The sequence below is a fragment of the Shivajiella indica genome, assembly GCF_042683085.1.
Taxonomy (GTDB): Bacteria; Bacteroidota; Bacteroidia; order Cytophagales; family Cyclobacteriaceae; genus Shivajiella; species Shivajiella indica.
The window spans coordinates 24,039-50,028 of record NZ_JBHUIV010000006.1 but is presented as its reverse complement, the minus strand read 5'-3'; the positions used below and the strand labels follow the sequence as shown (position 1 = coordinate 50,028).

25 protein-coding genes are annotated in these 25,990 nt (G+C 38.3%); 10 read left to right on the top strand and 15 right to left on the bottom strand.

Annotation, left to right across the window (positions count from 1 at the left end):
• Position 1 precedes the first annotated feature (1 nt).
• Positions 2 to 1,345, top strand: a complete 1,344-nt coding sequence (locus ACFSKV_RS02765; protein ID WP_380800188.1) for a dicarboxylate/amino acid:cation symporter — start codon at positions 2 to 4, stop codon at positions 1,343 to 1,345.
• 46 nt (positions 1,346 to 1,391) lie between these two features.
• On the opposite strand, the gene ACFSKV_RS02760 is transcribed toward ACFSKV_RS02765, so the two are convergent.
• The 3 genes from ACFSKV_RS02760 to tpiA all read right to left on the bottom strand — a co-directional run bounded on the left by ACFSKV_RS02760 (position 1,392) and on the right by tpiA (position 3,296).
• Entirely contained in the window at positions 1,392 to 1,574 is a 183-nt protein-coding gene (locus ACFSKV_RS02760) for a hypothetical protein (protein WP_380800187.1), read from the bottom strand.
• Positions 1,571 to 2,401: a 50S ribosomal protein L11 methyltransferase gene (prmA, locus tag ACFSKV_RS02755; protein ID WP_380800185.1), complete on the bottom strand. Its 831-nt coding sequence runs from the start codon at positions 2,399 to 2,401 to the stop codon at positions 1,571 to 1,573. The genes ACFSKV_RS02760 and prmA overlap by 4 nt, the downstream gene beginning before the upstream one ends.
• 133 nt (positions 2,402 to 2,534) lie before the next feature.
• Positions 2,535 to 3,296 carry a triose-phosphate isomerase gene (tpiA, locus tag ACFSKV_RS02750; RefSeq protein ID WP_380800183.1) on the bottom strand — a complete coding sequence of 254 codons (762 nt, stop codon included), beginning with the start codon at positions 3,294 to 3,296 and terminating at the stop codon, positions 2,535 to 2,537.
• Between the two features lie 73 nt (positions 3,297 to 3,369).
• Between tpiA and ACFSKV_RS02745 the strand changes: the two genes are divergently transcribed.
• Together ACFSKV_RS02745 and ACFSKV_RS02740 are read left to right on the top strand one after the other, a co-directional pair.
• Positions 3,370 to 3,885 (top strand): regulatory protein RecX, encoded by a 516-nt coding sequence (locus tag ACFSKV_RS02745; RefSeq protein ID WP_380800181.1) that lies wholly within the window; start codon positions 3,370 to 3,372, stop codon positions 3,883 to 3,885.
• Positions 3,886 to 3,929: 44 nt separating this feature from the next.
• Positions 3,930 to 4,436: a hypothetical protein gene (locus ACFSKV_RS02740; RefSeq protein ID WP_380800179.1), complete on the top strand. Its 507-nt coding sequence runs from the start codon at positions 3,930 to 3,932 to the stop codon at positions 4,434 to 4,436.
• A 173-nt stretch (positions 4,437 to 4,609) separates the two neighbouring features.
• On the opposite strand, the gene ACFSKV_RS02735 is transcribed toward ACFSKV_RS02740, so the two are convergent.
• The 4 genes from ACFSKV_RS02735 to pdhA all read right to left on the bottom strand — a co-directional run bounded on the left by ACFSKV_RS02735 (position 4,610) and on the right by pdhA (position 8,480).
• Positions 4,610 to 5,929, bottom strand: coding sequence for an aspartate kinase (locus tag ACFSKV_RS02735; RefSeq protein ID WP_380800287.1), 1,320 nt, complete (start codon positions 5,927 to 5,929; stop codon positions 4,610 to 4,612).
• A gap of 148 nt (positions 5,930 to 6,077) precedes the next feature.
• Positions 6,078 to 6,554, bottom strand: a complete 477-nt coding sequence (gene ribH / locus ACFSKV_RS02730) for a 6,7-dimethyl-8-ribityllumazine synthase (protein WP_380800177.1) — start codon at positions 6,552 to 6,554, stop codon at positions 6,078 to 6,080.
• A gap of 79 nt (positions 6,555 to 6,633) precedes the next feature.
• Positions 6,634 to 7,344, bottom strand: coding sequence for a tetratricopeptide repeat protein (locus ACFSKV_RS02725; protein WP_380800176.1), 711 nt, complete (start codon positions 7,342 to 7,344; stop codon positions 6,634 to 6,636).
• A 116-nt stretch (positions 7,345 to 7,460) separates the two neighbouring features.
• Positions 7,461 to 8,480, bottom strand: a complete 1,020-nt coding sequence (gene pdhA, locus ACFSKV_RS02720) for a pyruvate dehydrogenase (acetyl-transferring) E1 component subunit alpha (RefSeq protein WP_380800175.1) — start codon at positions 8,478 to 8,480, stop codon at positions 7,461 to 7,463.
• Positions 8,481 to 8,584: 104 nt separating this feature from the next.
• Here pdhA and recF point away from each other — a divergent pair, with 104 nt between their 5' ends.
• Positions 8,585 to 9,685 (top strand): DNA replication/repair protein RecF, encoded by a 1,101-nt coding sequence (recF, locus tag ACFSKV_RS02715; protein ID WP_380800173.1) that lies wholly within the window; start codon positions 8,585 to 8,587, stop codon positions 9,683 to 9,685.
• Between the two features lie 2 nt (positions 9,686 to 9,687).
• Here recF and ACFSKV_RS02710 read toward each other — a convergent pair whose 3' ends face one another.
• On the bottom strand, positions 9,688 to 10,104 hold the full coding sequence (locus ACFSKV_RS02710; protein WP_380800172.1) for a DoxX family protein: 417 nt from the start codon (positions 10,102 to 10,104) through the stop codon (positions 9,688 to 9,690).
• Positions 10,105 to 10,223: 119 nt separating this feature from the next.
• Between ACFSKV_RS02710 and ACFSKV_RS02705 the strand changes: the two genes are divergently transcribed.
• Entirely contained in the window at positions 10,224 to 11,339 is a 1,116-nt protein-coding gene (locus ACFSKV_RS02705; protein ID WP_380800170.1) for a TlpA family protein disulfide reductase, read from the top strand.
• Positions 11,340 to 11,482: 143 nt separating this feature from the next.
• Here ACFSKV_RS02705 and ACFSKV_RS02700 read toward each other — a convergent pair whose 3' ends face one another.
• A complete protein-coding gene (locus ACFSKV_RS02700) occupies positions 11,483 to 12,388 on the bottom strand; it encodes a nucleotidyltransferase family protein (protein WP_380800169.1) in 906 nt (301 codons plus the stop codon).
• Positions 12,389 to 12,696: 308 nt separating this feature from the next.
• Here ACFSKV_RS02700 and ACFSKV_RS02695 point away from each other — a divergent pair, with 308 nt between their 5' ends.
• Both ACFSKV_RS02695 and ACFSKV_RS02690 read left to right on the top strand, forming a co-directional pair.
• Positions 12,697 to 13,035: a P-II family nitrogen regulator gene (locus ACFSKV_RS02695; protein WP_380800166.1), complete on the top strand. Its 339-nt coding sequence runs from the start codon at positions 12,697 to 12,699 to the stop codon at positions 13,033 to 13,035.
• 105 nt (positions 13,036 to 13,140) lie between these two features.
• Positions 13,141 to 14,373: an ammonium transporter gene (locus ACFSKV_RS02690; RefSeq protein WP_380800165.1), complete on the top strand. Its 1,233-nt coding sequence runs from the start codon at positions 13,141 to 13,143 to the stop codon at positions 14,371 to 14,373.
• Between the two features lie 128 nt (positions 14,374 to 14,501).
• On the opposite strand, the gene nadC is transcribed toward ACFSKV_RS02690, so the two are convergent.
• Together nadC and ACFSKV_RS02680 are read right to left on the bottom strand one after the other, a co-directional pair.
• Positions 14,502 to 15,362 (bottom strand): carboxylating nicotinate-nucleotide diphosphorylase, encoded by an 861-nt coding sequence (gene nadC / locus ACFSKV_RS02685; protein WP_380800164.1) that lies wholly within the window; start codon positions 15,360 to 15,362, stop codon positions 14,502 to 14,504.
• A gap of 33 nt (positions 15,363 to 15,395) precedes the next feature.
• On the bottom strand, positions 15,396 to 15,806 hold the full coding sequence (locus tag ACFSKV_RS02680; RefSeq protein WP_380800163.1) for a DUF4783 domain-containing protein: 411 nt from the start codon (positions 15,804 to 15,806) through the stop codon (positions 15,396 to 15,398).
• A 172-nt stretch (positions 15,807 to 15,978) separates the two neighbouring features.
• Here ACFSKV_RS02680 and gpmI point away from each other — a divergent pair, with 172 nt between their 5' ends.
• Complete coding sequence (gene gpmI, locus ACFSKV_RS02675; protein WP_380800161.1) at positions 15,979 to 17,502, top strand: 2,3-bisphosphoglycerate-independent phosphoglycerate mutase; 1,524 nt, start codon at positions 15,979 to 15,981, stop codon at positions 17,500 to 17,502.
• 70 nt (positions 17,503 to 17,572) lie between these two features.
• Complete coding sequence (locus ACFSKV_RS02670; protein ID WP_380800159.1) at positions 17,573 to 18,130, top strand: hypothetical protein; 558 nt, start codon at positions 17,573 to 17,575, stop codon at positions 18,128 to 18,130.
• 65 nt (positions 18,131 to 18,195) lie between these two features.
• Here ACFSKV_RS02670 and serS read toward each other — a convergent pair whose 3' ends face one another.
• From serS to ACFSKV_RS02650, 4 genes are all read right to left on the bottom strand, one after another.
• Positions 18,196 to 19,467, bottom strand: coding sequence for a serine--tRNA ligase (serS, locus tag ACFSKV_RS02665; RefSeq protein WP_380800286.1), 1,272 nt, complete (start codon positions 19,465 to 19,467; stop codon positions 18,196 to 18,198).
• A 90-nt stretch (positions 19,468 to 19,557) separates the two neighbouring features.
• Positions 19,558 to 22,026 carry a bifunctional UDP-N-acetylmuramoyl-tripeptide:D-alanyl-D-alanine ligase/alanine racemase gene (locus ACFSKV_RS02660; protein ID WP_380800158.1) on the bottom strand — a complete coding sequence of 823 codons (2,469 nt, stop codon included), beginning with the start codon at positions 22,024 to 22,026 and terminating at the stop codon, positions 19,558 to 19,560.
• A 23-nt stretch (positions 22,027 to 22,049) separates the two neighbouring features.
• Positions 22,050 to 23,105 carry a lysylphosphatidylglycerol synthase transmembrane domain-containing protein gene (locus ACFSKV_RS02655; RefSeq protein ID WP_380800157.1) on the bottom strand — a complete coding sequence of 352 codons (1,056 nt, stop codon included), beginning with the start codon at positions 23,103 to 23,105 and terminating at the stop codon, positions 22,050 to 22,052.
• A gap of 3 nt (positions 23,106 to 23,108) precedes the next feature.
• Entirely contained in the window at positions 23,109 to 23,858 is a 750-nt protein-coding gene (locus ACFSKV_RS02650; RefSeq protein WP_380800156.1) for a segregation and condensation protein A, read from the bottom strand.
• 180 nt (positions 23,859 to 24,038) lie between these two features.
• On the opposite strand from ACFSKV_RS02650, the gene dxs reads away from it, so the two are divergent.
• On the top strand, positions 24,039 to 25,958 hold the full coding sequence (gene dxs, locus ACFSKV_RS02645; RefSeq protein WP_380800155.1) for a 1-deoxy-D-xylulose-5-phosphate synthase: 1,920 nt from the start codon (positions 24,039 to 24,041) through the stop codon (positions 25,956 to 25,958).
• Positions 25,959 to 25,990: the final 32 nt, after the last annotated feature.

The following is a 25,990-nucleotide window of genomic DNA, read 5'->3' as shown; positions in this document are numbered from 1 at the left end:
TATGTTTAAAAAAATACCTTTGCACACCCAGATAATAGGGGGATTGATACTTGGCCTTATAGTAGGTTTGGTAATTATTCAATTCAGGTTATCTCCTGAATTTACAATCAATTATATCAAACCCATTGGTACAATTTTCATCAATGCCCTAAAAATGATTGCCGTGCCATTGGTATTTGCTTCCTTGGTAATTGGGGTAGCAAACCTTGGAGATATATCAAAACTGTCAAGAATAGGGGGAAAGACGATTTTGGCCTATTTGATTACGACTGTAATCGCTATTACTATTGGATTGATCCTGGTCAATGTTATCCAACCTGGAGAAAGCCTCCCGCAGGAAACCAGGGACAACCTGATGTCATTATATGATGATGCAGTAGGTAGTAAAAAAGATATGGCGGCTGAAGTAACCAGCCAAGGTCCACTGCAACCCCTTATTGAAATTGTTCCGGAAAATATCGTTAAAGCAGCCGGAGACAACGGCAGTATGCTTCAAGTTGTATTTTTCGCCATTATCGTAGGCATTGCTTTGCTACAGATTCCCAAAGAAAAGGCCAAAAACTTTACTTCCTTTTTTGATGCATTCAATGATGTGATTATCAAAATCGTGGAATACATAATGCTTATCGCCCCTTATGGCGTATTTGCATTGATGGCTTCCTTGATTGTAGAAATTGCAGGTGAAAATCCGGATTCAGCAGTTGAATTATTGTTGGCTCTTCTGAAATATACCTTGGTTGTCATTGGAGGCCTGATATTGGTTATTGGAGGTATTTATTCTTTGATTCTAAAATCGTTTACTAAAATCAAATTCATAGACTTTTTCAAAGCTATGAGACCAGCTATGTTATTGGGATTTTCCACCTCCTCCAGTTCCGCCACTTTACCTGTCACTATGAAACTGGTTGAAGATGAGCTCGGTGTTTCAGAAGAAGTCAGTAGTTTTGTTTTACCTCTGGGCGCTACCATCAATATGAATGGCACCAGCTTATATCAGGCAGTTGCAGCAGTGTTCATCGCTCAGGCTTTAGGAATGGATTTAACCATCTCCCAACAATTGACCATAGTCCTTACTGCCACTTTAGCTGCCATTGGTTCTGCCGGAGTACCGGGTGCAGGATTGATTATGTTGATTATCGTTTTGGAAGCTATAGGGGTTCCTGGTGCTGGAGTTGCCTTGATCATTGCGCCCGATAGGATTTTGGATATGTTCAGAACTGTAGTAAATATCACTGGAGATGCCACAGTCTGCGTGGCTGTAGCTTCAACTGAAGGGGAATTACCGGATGGGCTGATCCGACAGTCCAACCCCTTTACTGCTGATGTCCAAACAGAAAGTAAATAATAAAATCAACTTTCAACAAAAGGTAAGGATTGGGGCAGCCCAATCCTTACCTTTTGTTGTATTTCCCCCAAAAATACCCTGGGAAAATCAAAGCTTTTAATTTCCAGTCATTCTTTTCCCTTATAGTCAAAGAGGGATCCTGATGGACTTTTTTATACATTTTCGCAGCCATAAGAGTATGCCCGATAAGCATCAGAAAAAGGATGGCATAAATTATCAATTCATTCATGGTTTCTTCATGACTAAAGCAGCCCAATTATCTTTGGATTTTTCATCTACCAATTCCATCCCATATGCATTTGCTTTTTTTAGTATATCGGCTATGTCATGTACATAAAATCCACTAAGTAGCAGGTGGCCACCTTTTTTTACTAAAGCGCTGTAAACTTCCATCTCATCTAAAAGTACATTTTTATTGATGTTTGCTAGAACAATATCAAACTCCCCTTTGGGATTGACCTCTCTCACTGTCCCTTTTCCCATTCTTACATGAGACATGCCATTGAGGTCAAAATTCTCATCGCCATTCTCCACACACCATTCATCAATGTCAAAGGCTTCGATTTCCTTCGCCCCAAGTTTCTGGGCCATGATGGCAAGAATTCCAGTGCCTGCCCCAATATCCAACACCCTTTTCCCTTGATGATCAAGATTTAACTGATGGGAAATCATCAGATAGGTCGTTGCATGATGACCGGTACCAAAAGACATTTTAGGATTGATCAGGATTTCATATTTAAACTCTGGTCTGGCCTGATGGAAAGATGCCCTTACATATACCCTATCCCCAACAGTAATTGGGTCATAATGTTTTTCCCATTCTTCATTCCAATTTACTTTGGCCATTTTCCCTTCCCTGACTTTGAGAGATGCCGATTCCTGATACCTATCTATAATCTCCTGATAAGAAGCTCGGACCAATTGATCTTCCTGAATATAGGCGTCAATACCCTCATCTGTTTCCAGAAAAGAATCAAAGCCGATTTCCGCGAGTTCTGCAACCATGATTTCCCGATAAGGTTCTTTACATGATATTTTAAATTCAAGGTATTGCATAGTATCTAATTTAAAGTGGGCATGAAAATTAAAATCCGGACTTCAACATTTGATTTCTTCAAACGATGAATTCCGGATTTTTAGAAACTCCATTTTGAGGATACTTTTTTCAATGCTGAAATGTATTCTTTATTCAAAATGATTTAACAATGTCCACAAAATCCCTTGATTTCAATGATGCCCCTCCGATCAAACCTCCATCTACATCAGCTTTGGAAAATAGATCTTTAGCATTAGAAGGGTTACAGCTGCCCCCATAAAGGATAGATATCTCATCCGCCAAATCTTTTCCAAATTTACCGGCCAAATGCGCCCGCAATGCTGCATGCATTTCCTGTGCCTGATCCGAGCTGGCCGTCCTTCCGGTACCAATTGCCCAAATAGGTTCGTAAGCAATGACAATTTTAGACATCTCCTCAGGACTGAATCCAAAAAGACTTTCTGTCAGCTGGTGTTTTACATATTCCTCTTGTGTGCCTGCTTCTCTAATTTCCAAAGGTTCACCGCAACAAAAAATGGGAGTTAGGCCATGTGCTAAAGCCTGTTTGGTCTTAGCTGTCAACAGTTCATTTGATTCCTTGAAATACTCCCTACGCTCGCTATGACCCAAAATCACATAATTGGCCCCGAAGGAAGCCAACATTGCCGCTGAAATTTCCCCGGTATAAGCCCCTGAGGTTTTATCTGAGCAATTTTGAGAACCCAGAAACAGATTTGGCGTATCTCCTATAAGTTTTTTCACCGGATACAAATGAACAAATGGAGGGTTGAGAACGACAGTCACATCCTTTACATTTTCATCTTTCAACATATTTACAATTTCTGAAGTCAACTTTTGTCCTTCTTCAAAATTGAGATTCATTTTCCAGTTTCCAGCTACAATTTTTTTACGCATGATGTTTAATGGTTTGATGAATAGATTTGAAAAAAATAACTGGTAAAGTTACTTTGGGATAAAATTACATAAAATGTCCTACCCACGAAAAGAATATAATCCCGATCAGCCTAAAAAGTATTGGACTATGCAGGAAGCAAAAATAAAAATTGCCGCTTATTGCGCCTATCAGGAAAGATACCAGGAGGAGGTAAGGAACAAATTATCCGAAAAGGGTATATTCGGAAACCCTGCAGAAGAGCTGATTTCTCTGATGATTGAAGAAGATTTTCTGAACGAGGAAAGGTTTGCCCAGGCCTTCGTTAGGGGTAAATATAAACTTAAAAAATGGGGGAAAAACAAAATCTTACAGGAACTGAAATTCCGTCAAATCAGTCCCAATTGTATCAAATCCGGTATGAAAGAAATAGACACTGAAGAATATTGGCAAAACCTATTTCAACTTACCGAAAAAAAATGGTCTTTGATCAAGGATAAAGACCTTCTCAAAAAAAAATATAAAGTACAGCAATACTTAATTAGCCGGGGATATGAAATTGACTTGATTCAAAGAGCTATTGATGAAATGATTTCAGACCAAAATCTTTAATATTTGGAAGTAAAAGCCTAATTTGCAAAAGATTCGTCTTTAATATGATTCAAAAATTATTCCCATTAGACAAAAATTATATTTTGAGGCAAGCCCAATCCCTTATGGAGGAGCACTTGTTGGAATTGATGGTTTTTGAATTAAAAAGATCTTATACCCAGCTTTACAATCCATTGATGTTGATGGATGAGACTTTTGCTAAAATTTTGGATACTTATGAATTTCCCAAAGATAGGATCAGGATGATTTATAGACAGCTTTGCGGGATTTACAGATATCAGAACGGCGATAACCAGTTGGAATTACTTTTTGATGGACGGACCCATTTAGACAAGTTTAAGGAGGAATGGGCCACTCAATTTGTCAGCTGGATCAGGGAATTGGGTATACATGAACCCTATGTGAAAAACATGTTGAGGATGACCTTGCTTTTTGATACGGATTCCAGGGCAGAATGGTCCGAAAACCACTGCAAAGCATTCATCAACCAACATTTCAATCTTAAAATAGTGAAGCGAAACGGAGAATTGAAGTTACTGAGGACCGCCTAATAGAGAGAAAAAAAGTAATATTTAAGCTGGATGTTTAAATCAAAAACATCCAGCTTTTTTTTTCCCCTATTCCTCCTCTAATACCCCCCCAAGTTTATCCTGCCATTCTTTTAATTTTTCACAAAATCAAAGAGCCATTCTTGCTTGTAATGGCCATATACAAATGATAATCTTTACCATTCAAATAGACCTTCATTCATACTTTTCAGGGCCTCATTTTTATATTTAGCGTCCAATAATAAAGAAACATTATGGCGGCTTCCCCCATAGGATACCATCCTGATCGGATAGTCTGAAATACTGCTCATTATTTTTGCCAAGGTACCTTTTGACTCAGCTATCATATTCCCAACCACTGAAATAATTGTCTGGTTTTTATCTACTTCCACCATTCCATATATTTCCAGCTCTTTTACAATCTCATCCAAATGGGACAGATCATCTATGGTGACCGACACTGCAACCTCTGAAGTCGTGATCATGTCAATGGAAGTCTTATATTTCTCAAATACTTCAAAAACTTTTCTAAGGAATCCATAAGCCAACAACATACGGCTGGATTTAATTTTTATAGCGGTAATCCCGTCTTTTGCAGCAAGGGCTTTTACCCCCGAACCTATCTCTTTCGCTGTAATGGTCGTACCCGGAGCATCAGGCTCCATAGTATTCAAAAGCTTTACAGGAATGTTGTATTGCTGTGCCGGCCAAATAGAAGCGGGATGGAGAATTTTTGCGCCAAAATAGGCCAGCTCTGCAGCCTCATCAAAGGACAATTGCGCAATTGGCCTGGTTTTGTCGACCACTCTAGGGTCATTGTTGTGCATTCCATCAATATCCGTCCAAATTTCCACTACATCAGCACTTACAGCTGCACCTATCAATGAGGCAGAATAATCTGATCCTCCTCTCTTTAGATTATCGACCTCATTTCGGTGATTTTTGCAGATATAACCTTGGGTAATGAAAATTTGATCCTCAGGATAATTAGCCAATATCACTTTGACCTTTTCGGCAATTTTTTTCAATTCCGGTTCGGAATTTTCATCAATGCTCATAAAATCCAAGGCGGGCAGAAATACTGCAGGTATATCCAACTCTTGTAAGAGGGTGAAGAACAATTTGGTTGAAAGCAACTCTCCTTGAGCCAAAATATCCCTGTTGATAGCTTCATTGAAGGAAATTTTCAGAATAATATTAAGAAATTCGAAATGTTCTTTTATAATTTTTTCTGCTTTTGACCTTGCTGCTTCAGTTTTGAGCAATTCTTTATAGAATTGCAAATAATGGGAATGAAGACTGTCAATCCTTTCTTTTGCCAGTTCCTTATTGGCTTCAGCAAGTGCTTCACCAATACCAACCAAAGCATTGGTGGTTCCTGAAAGTGCAGAAAGGACAACAATCTTCTTTTGCTTGTCTCTGGTGATTAGGTCTTTTACCTGATGCATTCTTTCGGGTTTGCCTACTGAGGTCCCTCCGAACTTCATTATTTTCATCATGGAAATGGTTTAATGGTTTGTAATCTTATTTATGTTAACTTCAGCATAACAGAAATAGTGCTTTATTAAAATTGGACTGGAACCAATACGACTGGCAGTACCTTCACTCCCAAATCTTAGACTTATTCCCGTTAAAAGCAAAGGTTTAAAAACCCAGCATTTTGATTGCTGTAATAGCGGCTTCATCCCCTTTATTACCATGTTTTCCCCCAGCCCTGTCTAAGGCCTGTTGCATGCTATTCGGCGTTAAAACCCCAAAAATAACTGGCTTGTTATACTTCAAGGCCACATTAGTGATACCATGAGCCACAGCATCACAGATGAAATCGAAATGCCGGGTTTCTCCCTGGATCACACAGCCCAAACAAATAACGGCATCAATTTCATTTAATTCTGCCAACCATTGTGCACCCAAGGTGAGTTCAAATGAACCTGGAACATTTTTCCTAAAAATGTTTTCTTTTTTTGCTCCATGCTTTAAGAGTGTATCCAATGCTCCTGAGAAGAGAGATTCAGTAACCTGGTCATTCCATTCAGAAACCACGATGCCAAATTTTTTATTCGAGATATCCAGTATGTTTTTGTCCGAATACTGGCTTAAGCTTTTCAATGAAGTTGCCATGAGGTATGTATTAAAATTAACAAAAAAGAGTAAGGCTTTTGGCCTTACTCTTCTTTAAATGCTAGTATATAACAAAGCATTACTTAGAGGCAAGGCCTTCCAAGCGTGCTTTATGCTTTCGTGCGTTTGTATATTCAAATGACTCGAAATATTGGTCTTCGATAACTCCATAGGTTTTGATAGCATTGGCAATATCACCTGCTTCTTCATAGGCAATGGCCAATTTATTCAAATACCTTGGAGCGAAGAATTTGTTTTCTTTATGATCTACTGCTTTTTTGTAAGCTGAGATTGCTTCTTTGGTATTTCCCAATTCAAGATAGGCATCTCCCAACAAAGCATATGCTCTGGCCTGTACAAAGTAGTCATCAGCAGAGAATTTTTTCAGGTGGTCCACTGCATCTTGAAATTTACCCTCAGATAAATAAATTGAACCAATATAGAAATGGGCCAAATTGGCTGCGTCCGTTCCACTGTAGCGGTCTACAATTTTTAAAAAGCCAACATTGGAGCCGTCTCCATTCAATGCATAATCCGTACTATCCTGCTCAAAATAATAAACAGCTTGGAACATTTCAGCTTGTGCTTTCTTATTCTTATTCTGCCTGTCTATTTGTACATACAGTAAGCCAGCTATAATCAGAATTACTACAATAAGTATCCCTCCAAAAATTTTGGAATTCTTTTTTACGAAAGCTTCTCCCCTTTCAAGTCTGCTTGCAATTACTTCCGGTTTTTCCAAAAGCTCATATTCTACTTCAGGAGCTTTTTTGGTCTGTTTCTTAGCCATTCTATCAAATTTTTCGCCCGCAAATATAAGGCTTTTAATTAATTCACAAATAGGAATAAAAAAACCAGTCATGGATATTACAACATATATCCATGACTGATTTATTTTATTTGATTTTATTCCATTACAAATGGATAATCTTCCTGCATATAAACATCTTTAAATGCATCCTGCCCGTCAGGCCATGGTGATTCTTCCGCAAATTTGACTGAATCATCCACTTGCTTTTTCACTCTTGCATCAATTTCAGCAATTTCTTCTTCAGAAAGAATTTTATTGTCAAGGATGGTAGCTTTTACCTGCTCAATCGGATCCCTTTGTTTATATTCCTCCACTTCTTCCTTTGTTCTGTATTTTTGAGGATCTGACATAGAGTGCCCCTTATACCTGTAGGTTCTAAATTCTAACAAGGTAGGACCATCACCTCTTCTCGCTCTTGCAGCAGCCTCAGAAACAGCTTCATGAATAGCTTCTACATTCATGCCATCTACCGGGAAAGCAGGCATATCATAGCCTTCTCCTATCTGATACAATTCCGTCACATTGGATGTCCTTGCGACAGAAGTACCCATGGCATATCCATTATTTTCAATTACAAATATAACCGGAACCTTATATAGCATGGCCAAATTGAAAGCCTCATGTACAGCTCCCTGTCTAACAGCTCCATCTCCCATGTAGCAGATACAAAGATTTTTGGTCCCTTTGTATTTCTCGGCAAAGCCTATTCCCAGACCCATAGGTACTTGGGCACCGACAATGCCATGGCCTCCCATAAAGTTTCTTTCTTTATCGAATATGTGCATGGAACCACCCTTACCTTTAGTAGTACCTGTAGCTTTACCATACAACTCTGCCATAACCGCACCTGGATCAGTACCTAAACCTAGCGGATGTGCATGGTCCCGGTATGCTGTAATCCATTTATCATCTTTTTCCAAAGCAGTGATTGCTCCTGAAGCACATGCCTCCTGACCGATATAAAGGTGACAAAATCCGCGGATTTTTTGCTGTCCATAAAGTTGACCTGCTTTCTCTTCAAATCTTCTCATCAACAGCATGCTTTCGTACCAAAATGCATAGGTTTCCTTGGAATATTTTGCCTTTGCCTTGGTAGCAGTACTCTTCTTTGCCATATCGTTTATTATAAAATATGCTAAATTTGGCCTCAAATATAATCAAATGGGCTGAATTTTCAGACCGAATGCAAAAATAGTCAAAAACCCAACAGTTTAATAAGATGTACCTCAAAAATATCCGCCTTCAACAATTTAAGAACTATCCAAAGGCAGAGGTACAATTTTCAAAAGAGATCAATTGCTTTGTCGGACTAAATGGAAGCGGAAAAACCAATCTCCTGGATGCGATTCATTATTTATGTCTGACTAAAAGTGCCATTAATGGCCTTGATAATCTGAACATCCAGCATGAAAAAGATTTTTTTACAATCTTTGGAGATTTTGAAATCAATGGCAAAACCCTTGAAATCCGCTGTATTTTTGAAAGCGGGAAAAAAAAACAGCTGATGCAGAATGGTAAAGCAATAGAAAGAATGAGTGAGCACGTGGGACTTTTACCTGTGGTCATGATCGCACCGGATGATACACAACTCATTACCAACGGAAGCGAAGAAAGAAGGCGGTTTTTTGATAATATGCTTTGCCAGATGTATAAGGAGTATCTGGATCAATTGGTTCGTTTTCAACATTTTCTCAAACAAAGAAATGCCTTGATCAAGCAGTTTGCAGACAATGGAAAATGGAACAGCAATTTTATAGAACCTTATGACAGGGAAATCATTCATTTATCCAAATCTATCTCAGCTAAAAGAAAATCTTTTTTAATAGAGTACGAACCCATTTTAAAAGAATACTACAGGATCATTTCAGGAAATCAGGAAGTTATCAGTATTTCTTATGAAACCCAGTGTCTTAATGAAAATTTCGAAATAGAATTCAAAGCTATTTCCCAAAAAGACTTCCTATTGAAAAGGACCAATATGGGAATCCATAAAGATGATTTTATATTTGAGATCAATGGATATCCAATTAAAAAATTCGGATCCCAGGGACAACAAAAATCATTTGTCATTGCCTTAAAACTTGCCCAATTCCAAATTTTTCAGGCACATAAAATGACAAAACCCGTCCTACTTTTGGATGATATTTTTGACAAACTGGATGATGGAAGAATAGAAAAACTGATGAATTTGGTCGCCACCCAACAATTCGGGCAATTGTTTATTACAGATGCCAGACCCGAAAGATCAAAGGAAATTTTGGGGAAAATTGATGCAGAAACCAAATTTTTCCTAATTGAAAAAGGAAAAATTTCAACCTGAAATCAATAATTCCTGTTTTTCCGTATCTGCGCATCTACTGAATATCGGCCAGGCCCTAAAAAGAACTGAACTACGAAAATCAGCAAAAAAAGTAAGGGTTTTTCCTGGACAGAAAAGGGATCATCAGCATGTACCAAAAAAGAAATTACTGCCATGGTAAAAATTAAGGGAATCAAAGAAAGCCGAGTCAAAAATCCCAATGCCAATAAAATTGCACAGAAAAACTCAGCAAAAATGGCTGCCTGTAAAGAAACCGCAGGTCCAAGACCAATAGGATCCCTGAAAGTTTCTAACCTGGAACTGAACTCCGCAATCTTGGGCCAGCCATGTGTCATAATCATCAATGCGGATCCTAACCTCAAAATCAATAATCCAAGATCAGAAAACAGGGGTGTTGTGGAGAAGAAGAGCTTTTTCATGGACTGGGATAATTTATTTAGAAATGGTCTATGGACAAAAATAATAAGATTTCCATAAGGATTTCCAAAATAGAACGATAATTGCTTTCTTCACGTAAAAACTTTCCAAAGCATTAATTATGATTAAAAAACTTTCTTTGTTCCTCTTTACTTTCATTTCTAGCTTTCAAATTTTTGCTCAAAATGCTTCTCCTGCTTACTTAGAATATATGAAAAGCCTGGAGAATCTTATACAAAATGAATTGTATAGCCAAGTTTCGGAAATATTATATGATGTAGAGGAAGTTCCTGATTATCAGAGCTATATTAACTTCTGTAAAGAGGTAGATGAGAAGTTCAACCAGCATTATGGACAATATGAGAAGGATATGGGAGATAGTGAGAAAAAAAGTGCCACTCAATTTTCCCAAGCCATGATGATACAGTTGGCAGAATTATATCTGGATAGGGCTCAAGAAATGGATTTAGAAGAAAGAAAGTCTTTTTTTAAAGAATACCTTTCTCAATTGGGATTAATTGAAAGCATCACAGAAGTTAATGAAGATATTTCTAGATCCATTAGCATGAATTTACATGCCGTATTGGGTATACCCTTTGGAATGCCCAATACGGAAGTGGGAAATTATGTTCAAACGGAAAGTGAACCTGTCAAAGAACTTTTCCAGGCAGCATACCTCCTCAATGAAATGTCCATGCTGACCCTAAGTTTTGGGGAAATTGAAAAGTTAGCTTCCAATTTTAAAGTTAGCTATCCTAATTCCCAACATCTGACGAAACTTGAAAGCACACTTCTTTCATTAGAAAATCTTAAGGAAGGGGCATTGGTTCAGGATTTTAACTTCGTTGACCTCGAAGGTAATTCTGTCAGTCTCTCCCGATTCAAAGACAAAATCATTTATATTGACCTTTGGGCAAGCTGGTGCGGTCCCTGTATCAACACCTTCAGAACCAAAACGCCTGATTTTGAAAGAAAATTAAGGGATCGCGAAGATGTGGTTCTGATGTACATATCTATTGATGAAAAGCAAGAACCTTGGAAAAACTATTTGGATAAAAACCCCATGAGAGGAGTTCACCTTTTTGCAGGAAAAGGATTCGAAGCTGATATTATGAAGTATTTTAAAGTCTGGGGGATTCCAAGGTACCTGATTATCGGGAAAGACAATAAACTGATCTCCCCAAATGCGCCAAGACCTGGAGATGAGGCATATGAACTACTTATTGCTCTGGATTAATTGAAAATTAAAATATCCCTTAACATACTTGGCTCAAACCCTGATAATCAGAATTTCTTGCTATTCCAACAATATCTCAGGAATTAGAAAAGAAATTAACTGCCATAATTTTTTAGTTTAAAATAATTATGGCAGTTAATTCATCAAAACCAAAGTTTGTTGGGATACTCCCCGGAATCATGCATTTTCTTCAAAGCTTCAATGACTATAGGCTTATCCTCTGTATAGGTAACTCCAAACCAGGTTTTGCCGCCCTCCAATATTTCAAAAGCTGCTTTACCACCTTGGATTAAGTTATTGGCGACTGTAGGAATAAAAAATTCAGATTTAAGATTATTTTTATTTGCCGGGAGGAATTCCTGCCACATATCCATGATATCTGAAAAAACGGCCTGATGGAATCCCCAGAAATTCATAGAAACCGGCGTACCTTCTTTAATCTCCAACTCTTCCCCTTCTCCCCTGGAGATTATTTTTTCTCCTTCCCTGGCAATAGAAGTCCTTTCAATCATTCCAATTAATTGATTGGCCTCATTCATAGTACAGACTCCTCTGCTTACCGTACCATGTTCTGATAAAACATTTTCTATCGCATAGCCCACCATCGCATGTAAATTTGGTTGTACCCCGTCCATTAAAAATTTACCCAAAACTTCAAAGGCTTCCTTACCATAAAAATCATCTGCATTGATTACCGCAAATGGCTCAGCAATAGCATCTTTAGCGCACAATACAGCATGGGCTGTTCCGAAGGGCTTAACCCTTTCCGGATTCTGAAATTCTTTTGGAACGAAGCTGTTCAGGGATTGTAAGACAAATTCAACTTCAATTTTTCCTTCCAGTTTCGGCAAAAACAAATCCTTTGCAAGGTCAAGAATTTCTTCTCTAACTATCAGTACTACTTTTCCAAACCCTGCGCGTATGGCATCATAAATTGAATATTCCAAAATGGTCTCTCCATTCGGTCCAAAACCATCAATCTGTTTATTTCCACCATATCTACTACCCATTCCGGCAGCCAATACCAAAAGCGTTGGTTTTCTTTTCATAAAATTAAATTTCTTTCAAACTGAGCCCAAAATTAGGTTTTTAGACCATTAAAGAAAGAGTGAAAGGTGAATAATTCAAAAAAAATAAAATTTCCATTTATTTTGATAGTATTAGTTAAAATTTAGATCATTTTTTGTTAAAAACTGATTTTTTTTCATTATTAAGGTTTTTATACACCCTATTTTATTAGAATTTTACGCATTTAAACAAAAAACGCGTTATTTTTTTAACCTTTTTTGCTTTTTCTTTAATTTTTGTCTTAGATTAGCGCATATTTCCTATTAAACCCATTGAAAAATTAATTAAAATGAAAAAAATCGAAGCAATTATTAGAACATCCAAATTTGAGGATATACACCAATGCATTGCTGGATTGGGTGTTAAGTTCTTCACCTTTTATGAGGTCAAAGGGATGGGAATGGAGCATGCAAAACCTCAAACTTACCGTGGAGTAGCTTATGAACCTGCCTATATTCCAAGAACCAAAATTGAAATTGTTGCACCTGATGAAAATGTAGAAGAGATTATTTCCTGCATTTTGAATCATGGAAGAACTGGTGAAGTAGGCGATGGAAAAATTTTCATCTACGAAGCACTGGAAGCTTACCGTATAAGAAATAATGATAAAGGAGAAGATGCGCTGTAGATGTACTTATCAATAGCACCATTTAATGCTGCTTTGGATTTTTCCATTGAAAAGTCCAGATCCTTTGTCGATCAAAGTAATTAAGAACCAAAACCTTTCAAACCTATGACTCAAGAATTATTTACCATCAATAACCTTTGGATGATGGTAGCAACAATCCTGGTCTTTATCATGCACCTCGGATTTGCCAGCCTGGAAGCAGGATTGACCCGGGCAAAAAATACTGTCAACATCCTTTTCAAAAATACTATAATCCCTGCTATAGGACTTCTTACATATGCCTTTATAGGCTTCAACCTGATGTATCCTGGTGATGAATTTGCCGGTAGTTTTTTTGGACTTTCCGGAATAGGGATTTCCTTACCGGAAGGCTGGAATACCTTTGCCTATAATGAAGGCTATACTTTCTTCACAGATTTTATATTTCAGGCTATGTTTGCCGCAACGGCAGCTACCATTGTATCCGGTGCTGTTGCTGAAAGAATCAAACTCGGTCCTTTTATTTTCTTCTCCATCCTATATGTAGGAATTTGCTATCCTATTGTAGGAATGTGGAAATGGGGAGGTGGCTTTTTGGACAGCTTGGATGTTCCGTTTTATGATTTTGCAGGATCTACAATTGTACATTCCGTAGGAGGTTGGGGTGCTCTGGTCGGAGCTTTTCTTTTAGGTCCAAGAATTGGAAAATATACTGAATCAGGGATGAGAGCTATTCCGGGACATAATATTCCAATGGCCACTATCGGTGTTTTCTTGTTGTGGTTCGGTTGGTTTGGATTCAATGGAGGTTCTGTTTTAACTGCAGATCCCGGTACAGTATCTCTTGTTTTTGTAACCACTGCCATTGCCGGAGCTTCCGGAGCATTCGGGGCATTATTAACCTCTTATCTGAAATTTAAAACCTACGATATTACCATGGTACTCAATGGGATTTTGGCAGGTTTAGTAGGCATTACTGCTGGAGCAGACCTTATGGGTATAGGAGAAGCGGCAATTATCGGATTTATTGGCGGTGCTATTGTTGTTTTGGCAGTAGTCTTTTTTGATAAAATAAAAATTGACGATCCTGTTGGTGCTATCTCAGTACACCTAGTCGGTGGTATTTGGGGAACATTGGCTGTAGGTCTATTCGGGGATCTGGCCGGATTCCAGCAAGTCATTTCCCAGCTCATCGGTATAGCGGCAGTCGGCGCCTTTTGTTTCTTAACTAGCTGGCTTATTTTCTTCTCCATGAAAAAAAGCATAGGTATACGTGTTCACGAAAAAGAAGAACTGGAAGGATTAGACATCAATGAGCATAGTATGCAGGCATATCCCGATTTTGCTCCAAAAGATTGATTTTTCATGCTGTTCACAAAAAAGCTGTTCTGGAACTCCAGAACAGCTTTTTTTACTATCTTTTCATTATTTCAGATTACATAATTCTTATTCCCCACTTGATCATTGACAATTGGTAATTAGTAATTTCAGAACGCTTTTAAACTGATATCCAGACTTCTGACCTGATGGGTCAAAGCACCGACAGAGATAAAATCCACCCCACATTCGGCAACATTTTTTAAATTATCTTCTGTAATTCCTCCAGATGCTTCCAAGGGATATCTACCTGCTACCATTTTCACCGCCTCTTGCATTGTATCATAATCCATGTTATCCAGCATGATATAATCTATCCCTCCCACATCCAAAACTTCCTGGACTTCCTCCAAGGTTCTCGTCTCTACTTCAATTTTGAGATTGAGACCTTTTTCCTTTAAATATGACTTTGTATTGAGTATCGCATTCATAATTCCTCCTGCAAAATCTATGTGGTTATCTTTTAACATAACCATATCATACAAAGCAAAGCGGTGGTTGAGGCCTCCTCCCAATAAAACAGCCCATTTTTCCATTAATCTAAAATTGGGCGTGGTCTTACGGGTATCCATCAATCTGGCTTTGGTATGTTTTATCAACTCAGTCAACCGGTTGGTTTTCGTCGCAATCCCACTCATCCTTTGCATGCAGTTAAGCACCAATCGCTCAGTGGTCAAAATAGATGCTGCTGAACCCTTAACCAATAAACCAATATCACCTCTGCTGACTATAGCCCCATCCTGTAATAAAAGGTCAACATGTAACGTGGGATCAAATTGTAGAAAAATCATCTTGGCAAGCTCCAAACCTGCTATAATACCATCTTCTTTAATCAATAACTGGGCCTTTCCCAAGCTTCCTTTGGGTATCGAACCTAATGTTGAATGATCTCCATCCCCAACATCTTCAATCAGGGCCTGCCGGATAAATTCCTGAATTTTTTCCTGGCTAAGGTAATTTGGTCTTTTCACAGCCCAAAATTAAAAAAATAAAGCTGCTTTAAACTATTTGATCCCTTTTACAATGTCCAAACTGTAAACTTTAATGGATTGGTCTTCTTTTTTGCCTTTAATAAAAACTCTAAAAACTGTTTCTTCTGATCGGTAATTTCCAATGTAATAAATGATTTGGTCTGTATTGCTGCCTTGCTGTAGAAGCTGAAAATCAACAGGAGGAAATTTCTTGAAAAAATCCCGCATCACCAATTCTGCCTGATTTTTGGAATAATCACCTTGATTTCCATTGATGTTGATATCTATTCCAGAATCAAAATATTTAGCCAATTCCCTACTTGAGCCAGATTGAAAAACAGTAACTATCCCTTCAATAGAATTGAAAGTGGAATCTGTTGATCTTGCTTGGGATAAGGAAAATACCAGAAACAAAAGTACGCCTATGTAAAGCAGTTTTTTCATCGGAAAATTTTTTAACAAATATTAAGCCAAAAAAATTTTCTTATAACACTCCCAAAATTCTAAGTGCTATTTAAGAATTAAAATTCCTCATTTATTGTTGGCTAAATAAAGAATGAGCATTTTTACGCTCCATTACTGAAAATAGGATTTCAAATTCCGGTAAATTAAGAATATGAACAAGAAAGTCATTCTGATGATTTTGGATGGTTGGGGAATAGCCTCGAATCCAGAAGTGTCCGCTATCGATAAAGCCAAGACTCCATTTATAGACAGTTTGTATAAGAAATATCCACATGCCAAGCTAAATGCATCTGGATTGGCTGTGGGCCTTCCAGAAGGTCAAATGGGGAATTCTGAAGTAGGGCATATGAACTTAGGTGCTGGAAGGGTGGTCTACCAGGATCTGGTAAAAATCAATAAGGCGGTGGAGGAAGGAGAACTCAAATCACATCCGGTATTGGTGGAAGCATTCCAATATGCAAAATCGAACCATAAAAATGTCCATTTTATAGGTCTTGTATCGGATGGTGGAGTACATGCCCATATCAAGCACTTAAAAGGGCTTTGTGATGCTGCAAAGAGCAATGGCATAGAAGAAGCTTTTATCCATGCCTTTACAGACGGCAGGGATACCGATCCTAAAAGCGGTGTCCATTTCCTGAATGAACTTAAGGAACACTTGCAACATTCTAAAGGAAAAATTGCATCAGTTATTGGAAGGTATTATTCCATGGACAGGGACAAAAGATGGGAGCGCGTGAAATTAGCGTATGATTGCATGGTACATGGTGAAGGTGAAAAATCAAAAGACATCATCTCAGCAGTAGTGAAATCTTACACTAATGGGGTTACTGACGAATTCATCCGACCTATAGTTCAAGTAAATGAGGACAATAAACCTTTGGCAGTAATTGCAGAAGGAGATGTTGTGGTAAATTTCAATTTCCGAACGGATAGAGGAAGGGAAATTACCCAGGTTCTTACCCAACAGGACTTTGAAGATTTCAATATGAAGAAATTGAACCTTCATTATATTACTTTCACCAGTTATGACGAAACTTTCAAAGGAATAAAAGTTCTTTTTGAAAAAGATAATTTAAATAATACCCTTGGACAGGTTCTGGAGGCCAATGGTAAAAAGCAAATACGGATTGCGGAAACGGAAAAATATCCTCACGTCACTTTCTTTTTTTCAGGAGGCAGGGAAAGGGAATTCGAAGGAGAAAAAAGAATTCTTTGTCCTTCACCAAAAGTGGCTACTTATGATCTACAGCCTGAAATGAGTGCTTTTGAAATTGCAAGTAAAATTAAGCCTGAGCTTAAGGAAAAAGAAGTGGATTTTGTTTGTTTGAATTTCGCCAACGCTGATATGGTAGGGCACACAGGGGTCTTTGAGGCAGCAGTAAAAGCTTGTGAAGCCGTGGATAAATGTGCAGAGGAAGTAATCAACCAAGCTTTACAAAGCGGATACACCACGATTGTAATAGCTGACCACGGAAACAGTGACATGATGATCAACGAGGATGGCACCCCAAATACCGCCCATACTACCAACCCTGTCCCGTTTATTATGGTGGATGACAAGGACAAAATTGAAGTCAAAGACGGTAAATTGGGAGACCTTGCACCGACTATCCTAACTTTAATGGGTTTGGAAATTCCCAAAGAAATGACAGGAGAGATTTTGTTGAAATAGCATAAAATTTCCCTTCCTTAACCTTGTATTCTTTCTCTTGTATAAAACATATTAAAACAATTCTAAAAATATGAAAATGAGATATTATTCCAGTTTACTGTTGATGCTATCTATATTTTGGAGCTGTTCGAATATTTCAAATACCAATGGTACAGAGGAAACTGCCTATTTCCCTTTTAAAGATTTTGTTGAAGTCCAGATCCCAAAACTTGAAGGAAAATCAGTTTACAAAGTCATCAATATCAATGGTAAGAAAGAAACTTCGCAAATTACCCCCACCCAAGAGGAATGGATGAAAGATCTTGATTCATTTCTTCAGGTTGATATCAATAAACCTGCACTGTCAGGGGCTTATGAAACACAGAAAAGTGAAAAATATCTAATTCATGAACTAAAAGAAGGGGAAAAAGGAAAAATCAAAAAAATTGTGGTTCAATATGAAGGAGGAGAAGTAAAACAAATAAGTTTTATTTCCAAAACTGAGAATCCCTTTTACAGTTCACAAAGCAGAGGGGTATTAATGTTCGATGGAGAAACCGGTGAAATTTTTCAATATTCCCTAGAAAATATCCAGGAAATCATTTTTTCAAAACCCAATAAGATGATCGTCAATGCATCAGTTGAATAATAAATTTTACTTGTAAAGAAAGAGGATGAAATAATGTGTCGTTTCATCCTCTTTTATTTTTAGAATTAAATTATATCAAAACCTAAATATGGCACTAAAACCTTAGGCATTTTAATCCCCTCCTCTGTTTGGTTGTTTTCTAAAATTGAGGCAACAATTCTTGGAAGGGCCAAAGCACTGCCATTTAGGGTATGGGCCAATTGTGTTTTCTTATCTTCGCCCCTGAACCTTAATTTTAGCCTATTTGCCTGATAAGACTCAAAGTTGCTCACTGAACTTACTTCCAGCCATCTTTCCTGTGCAGCGGAAAACACTTCCATATCATAGGTAAGGGCAGATGTGAAGCCCATATCTCCCCCACAAAGTCTCAAGACTCTGTAAGGCAATTCAAGCTTCTTCAAAAGTCCCTGTACATACGCGCTCATTTCTTCCAATGCCTCATAGGATTGGTCCGGATGAGATATTTGAACAATTTCAACTTTATCAAATTGATGAAGCCTGTTCAGTCCCCTAACATGGGCACCCCAACTTCCTGCCTCCCTTCTAAAACAAGGCGTATAACCCACATTTTTGATCGGAAATTCCAATTCGTTCAGGATTATATCCCGGTACATATTTGTAATCGGAACCTCTGCAGTAGGAATGAGATACAATTTATCCATGGTGGCCTCGTACATCTGACCTTCTTTATCAGGAAGCTGTCCAGTGCCATACCCTGAATCTTCGTTGACCAAAATGGGGGGCTGTACTTCTACATAACCGGCCTTCATCGCTTCATCCAAAAAGAAATTGATCAGGGCCCTTTGGAGCCTAGCTCCTCTGCCTTTATATACAGGGAACCCAGCTCCGGTAATTTTAACACCTAAATCAAAATCAATGATGTCGTACTTTTTTATTAATTCCCAATGGGGCAACTTATCCTCAGGCAATATGGGAATTTCCCCATATTGAAGCACAATTTCATTATCCTCTGCTGACTTTCCCTTTGGCACAGAAATATGTGGAATATTCGGGATCGTATACAATAATTGCGTCAAATCTTCCTCATAGGTATCATAAGATTCCTCCAGAGTCTTTATGCTTTCTTTTATATCTAAAGTGCGGGATTTTAATTTTTCAGCTTCCACTTTTCTTCCTTCCTTCATCAACAAACCGATCTGTTTGGATATGGAATTGGATTCAGCCTGGAGACTGTCTCTTTGAGCCTGGGTTTCCTTCCTGCTCTTTTCTATTTCTAAAACCTGGTGAAGCACAGCTTCAGCATTGGGAAAGTTTCGTTTTTGTAAGCCTTCCAATACAATCTCAAAATTATCCCTTATAGTATTGACTATTAACATATCCTGTACTTTGAAAATAACGTTCTTTGAAGCAAATATAAGGATGTTCATGGAATCAACGACCCCAAACACCTATTTTCAAATGGAAACTCAATCTAGATAATAAACCCGCTTTACACGACTGCTGATATTGGTCAGCAACTCATAGGGGATAGTACCGATCCTTTCTGCCAGATCCTTCAACGAAATATTTGGACCATAAATAATGACTTCATCCCCTTCCTTCACCTCCAGATTACTGACATCGATCATTGTCATATCCATACAGACATTACCAATAACAGGGGCCATTTTGCCATGGATCAAAACATAGCCCTTCCCATTGCTGAATCTTCTATCATATCCATCAGCATAGCCAATAGCTATGGTAGCAATTTGTCCATTTTCTTTCATTTTCCCTTTTCGGCTATATCCAATAGTTTCTCCTTGTGAAAGTTTTTTTACCTGCGATATAGTAGTCTTCAATGTACTGATAGGCTTTAAGTGCTTATCGTATTTTCCACTGACCTCCACCCCATAAAGACCTATTCCTAACCTGACCATATCCATTTGAAATTCAGGGAAACGGATAATCCCTGCTGAATTTAGTGCATGACGAAGGGGTTTATAGTCTAAATTTTTCTCAATCAGGCCACACATCGCAACAAAAGTCTGCAATTGAAATAAAGTATAATCCTGGTGTTCTTCTTCATCTGCACCTGCAAGGTGGGTATACAAACTTGCAATCTGAAGTTTAGGATACTTTTTAATTAAAGAAATTAATTCATTGATATGCTCTTCCTCAAACCCCAACCGATGCATACCCGTGTCCAAATCCAAATGAATTTTCATTCCAATTCCCTGAACTTCACAGAATCTTGCCAATTGTTGAAAAAAAGAAGGGCTATAAACCACTGGTTCCAAATCATACTCCTGAAGATGAATGAATGATTCCTGTACGGGATTAAGGACCATGATGGGCAATTTAATCCCTTCTTCCCTCAAAGCAACTCCCTCGTCTGTGTAAGCCACTGCAAGATAATCAGCCTTTAACTGCTGTAAATGGTTAGCTATTTCTGAGGCCCCACCACCATAAGCAAAGGCCTTTACCATCACCATTACTTTTGTATGGGGAAGTAATTTGGTCTTGTAGAAATTATAGTTATGAGTGAGGGCATTTAAATTTATTTCCAATGTCGTCCCATGAATCCTCTGCTGTAATCTATTGACGACTGCTTCAAAACCAAATTTCCTTGCTCCTGTAACCAATATGAGATCGTTGTCAAAATCTTCAGGTTGAATATTTTGCAATAAATGAGTAGTATCCTTAAAAAAATTTTGCGCTATGGCTAAGGTCCCTTTTAACACTTTAATTTGTTCTCCTACGCCTATGAGGTAATCAATTGAATAATACTCCAATAATTTTTTTACCTCTTGATAAACCCTTTGGGTGTCCCCAACTTGCAATAAATCCGAAATGATGAGTACTTTCCTTTTTTTAGGCCTTTGCGCTGCCAAAAAATCCAATGCCAGCCTTAATCCCGCAAGGTCATTATTGTAGGTATCGTCAATAATTAGGCTTTGATTGGCACCGGGTTTTAAAGTTAGCCTCATATCCACTGATTTTAGGTGATTGAGGCTTTCCTGTATTTCTTGGGCTTCCAAACCCAAGGTCAAAGATGCCGCTATAACGTGTCTTATATTTTCTAGAGAAGCTTCATCGGTAAATGGTAATAAAAATGTAAATACACTTAAATCTTGCTTGATCAATAGAATCTTAGTCCGGTCAAGCTCTTTTTTTGGGGTGAGGGTAATATCAGCGCCAAGCTTATCAGACCATGAAACTAATTTACTTTCTGGAAATTCCTTTTTAAGAAGCCGGGCAATTTCAATATGCTCTTTTCTAAAAACGATAAATTCACAAGATCTGAAAAGTCTGGCCTTTTCTTCCAGTTTTACCAATAGAGAATCAAAACCCTCTTCATGGGCAGTTCCAATATTTGTGAAAATTCCAAGTTGGGGTTTAAGCATCTCGTAAAGCTTTTCCATTTCATGAGGTCTGGAAATACCTGCCTCCATAATGGCCACCTGATGGGTAGGATCAATGCCAAAAATAGAAAGTGGAACCCCGACTTGGCTGTTATAACTCTTTGGGCTTTTCGCAACCGAATATTTTTGGGCCAATACCTGTCCCAACCACTCTTTGATGATGGTCTTCCCATTACTTCCTGTAATCCCTATTAAAGGTCCTTTAAAAAGTTCCCTTTGATATGCCGCCAAACGCTGAAGGGATTTAAGCGTATCCTCTACCTGAATAAAAGAGGCCTTATTTTCGAGATTTTGTGGAATTTTGAATTCACGATGTACTATAAAACATTTTACTCCCTGATCAAAAACCTCTTGGATAAACTGATGCCCATCGAACTTTGCTCCTTTCAGTGCCACAAAGCCAGTTGCTTCCGGTTGCAAAATATTCCTGGAATCTATGGCAATCTGGGAAATTAAAAAATTGTCCAAGCTCCCAACGTAACCCGCTGAAAGCAATTCCACAAGTTGCTTTGGAGTAAGGCTTTGAATCATTTCCTAAAAGTAATCAATTGCTTTTATTCTTCTTTCTTTTTGAAAAACACTTGCTTAATCCACCTTGGGAGGAAAATAGCTCCTAAAAGCAGATATGGATAATAAGAAAGCAACCTCCACAATATACTGGTAACAAATGTGTATCCATTTAAAAATTGGGCAAAAAACTGGGCGAAGAAGAATTCCGCAGTTCCGCTGCTCCCGGGTGTCGGGGAAATCATCATCACAATCCACATGATCACCTGTCTTGCAAAAACAATGATGTGCTCGTTCAAGGTAAGTGAATCATATGCGCCAATAAGGGCATTTAACATTAAATATCTTGAGCTCCATATAAAGATTGTAGCTACAATAATTGGAATCCAGTATTTATAATTTTTCCCGATTAATTCTTTGGATGCCTCGATAATCTGGTTGCCATATTCATTGGCTGAATGCTTCCATTTTTTTAACCATTTAATGGAATAAATTTTCAGCAAGACCCATTTAAAGACCCTAGGTTTGTAAAATAAAGCCAAAGCCATTACCAAAGAGTAAAAAGCATATAATCCATAACTGGTCCAAAAAAGCAATTCTAAACTCCTTCCCAACTTCATTTCCATAACCCGACTGGTTGGAAAAATATTTCCTTTGGCAAAAAACAAAATAACCGGTGCACCAATCACAAAGAATAAATTATCCAAAATTGCAGTAACCATCACAAAGGCAATGGCCTTACCCAATTTTATACCCTCCTTGTTTAAAATAAAAACAGCAACCGCGGTTCCACCTACCACGGAGGGCGTAACCGCTGATGCAAATTCCCAAAGAATGATCACATAAAGTGCTCTTGTCCAGGTAAGCTGCCTGTCTGTGATTTCCCTTATTCGGTAAATATAGCCTATGTCTCTACCAAGAATTACAAAAATAGCAAGCACAATTCCCCATATAGAAGCATCAAAAACACCTTTAAGGGTTTTTGCATTTACACTTGGGTCCAAATAAAACATAAGGAAGACAATCCCCAGACCAATGAGCACAGGAATCCAAACCTTATTCGGGTTAAGGGTCTCAAAAATCTTTTTGTTATCCAGCTTCATACTTTATTCGGTAGGCACAGTTTCTTTTTTCTCCACCCAAAAATTATTGAATCCTTCTCCTATGGTAATGGAAACCAAAGATAGCTGAAGTAGTTCCAAAATTGCCAAAAATGTATATATCACAAAAATTTTATCGGGTTTGTAGGTAATGAAATCAGTAAATGGTACCCGGTCTTTAAAGCTGATCTTCTCCAGTACAAAATCCTTTTGTTGTTCGATTGTATAAGGATATTGCATTACAGTATGCTTGGTTTCATCAGTTCTGGAAGCATACTTGGACATTACTTTTTGAAATACTTTGAGCAGTTTAAAAAGATCAAGATCCTGCAATTCAGCATCCACATCATCTATTTTGGCCAATTGCTCCAATTCTGCAACAATATTTCCCCTTTTTTCTTTCGAAAGCCGGGTTTCCTCTAGCTGAGCGAGTTCTGATATGACAGACTTGTATTTCTTATATTCCAAAAGATGCCGTATTAATTCTTCCCTAGGATCCACTTCCTCCCCATTTTCATCCAATTCCGGTCTTGGAAGAAGCATTTTAGACTTTATTTTCATTAAAGTAGCAGCAAAAAGGATAAATTCACTGGCCACTTCAATCTCCATTTTTTCGAGATGATGGATGTAATCCAAAAAATCCTGAGTAATTTTGGCAATCGGAATATCATAAATATCCAGCTCATCCCGTTCAATAAAGAAGAGCATCAGATCAAATGGTCCTTCAAATAATGGTAATTTGATTTCGAAACTCACTGGAAACTGTTTATTTATATTATTTTTGCACAGCAATAAGACCCAAAGATATTTAATTAATGGTAAATTAATCGTTGGAACACCAAAAAGACTTGTAGAGTTTTTGGAATTCTAATTGTTTTTAAAAACATTCGAGATCAAATAAATGTTATTTACCTTTATAAATGAAAAACTTCGCTAATGGTAATCCAACCCGGTAAATTACTCTCCCAGATCAACACCCCCGATGATCTAAAAAAGTTTTCGAAAGGCCAATTAGTTCAGATCTGCGATGAACTGAGACACTTTATTATTGATAATGTATCGGTTTATGGTGGGCATTTCGGTGCTAGTTTAGGAGTAGTAGAACTAACCGTTGCACTACATTATGTGATGAATACTCCTGAAGACCAATTGGTCTGGGATGTTGGGCATCAAGCCTATGGCCATAAAATCTTAACCGGTAGAAAAGAAAAATTTCACACCAACAGGATATATGGTGGACTTTCGGGTTTCCCAAAAAGAAAAGAAAGCGAATATGACACTTTTGGAGTAGGTCATTCCAGCACTTCTATTTCTGCCGCTCTCGGTATGGCCATGGCCTCCAAATATAAAGGAGATAAATTTAAACAGCATGTTGCGGTCATTGGAGACGGCTCAATGACAGGAGGCATGGCCTTTGAGGCAATGAACCACGCTGGTGTATCAGATACCAACCTGCTCATAATCCTCAATGACAACTGTATGTCCATAGATCCCAATGTGGGGGCATTGAAGGATTACCTTACTGATATTACAACCTCCCATACTTACAACAAGGTAAAAGACGAAGTCTGGAACCTTTTGGGAAAATTCAGCAAATTCGGCACCTCTGCTCAAGAAGTCATTTCAAAAGTGGAAGGGGCGATCAAATCGGCTGTACTTAAACAAAGCAATTTATTTGAGTCCCTCAACTTGAGATATTTCGGACCAGTAGATGGTCACGACGTCAATCATTTGGTGGAAATACTTGCTGATCTAAGGGATATTCCAGGTCCAAAAATCCTTCACTGTGTGACAGTCAAAGGAAAAGGTTATGAGCCTGCAGAAAAAGGAAATAAAACTACCTGGCATGCCCCGGGTCTTTTCGATAAAGTAACAGGAGAAATTTATAAGAAGGTTACCACTTCTCCACAGGCACCCAAATACCAGGATGTATTTGGTCATACGTTAGTAGAACTGGCCAAAGAAAATGATAAAATTATGGGTATTACCCCGGCTATGCCTTCCGGTTCTTCATTGAATATCATGATGAAGGAAATGCCGGACAGGGCATTCGATGTGGGCATAGCTGAGCAACATGCGGTTACATTCTCTGCAGGTCTTGCTACTCAAGGCTTGATTCCTTTCTGCAATATTTACAGTTCTTTCATGCAAAGGGCCTATGATCAGGTTATCCATGATGTAGCTTTGCAGAATCTTCAGGTTGTTTTCTGCTTGGACAGGGCCGGATTCGCAGGTGCTGATGGACCCACTCACCATGGGGCCTATGATATAGCCTACTTCAGGTGTGTTCCAAATATGGTTGTTTCTGCACCAATGAATGAAGAAGAATTGAGAAACCTGATGTTCACGGCTTCCCAGTATGAGGGACCCTTATCCATCAGATACCCAAGAGGACAAGGAGTGATGCCAGAATGGAGAACACCCATGCGGGAAATCCCTATCGGTCAAGGTAGAATTGTGAAGGAAGGAGAAGAAGTTGCCATTTTGACCATAGGCCATATTGGAAATTATGCAGTGACAGCATGTGAGCAACTTACCAAAGATGGTCTAAATCCAGCGCATTATGACATGCGATTTGTTAAACCATTGGATGGAGAACTATTGCATGAGGTATTTGGTAAATTCAAGAAGGTCATCACGGTCGAGGACGGCTGTCTGATGGGTGGCTTCGGTTCAGCTGTGTTGGAATGGATGGTGGATCATGGTTACCAGGCCCAAGTAAAAAGGTTAGGCATTCCTGATGCCATCATTGAACATGGTGAGCAGATTGAACTGCATAGAGAATGCGGATTTGATCCGGAAGGTATAGCCAATGCTGTAAGGGCATTCGCTGAAATAGAAATTCCAGGAAAATAAAATAATTTAATCTTGATATTTAGATAAAGCCT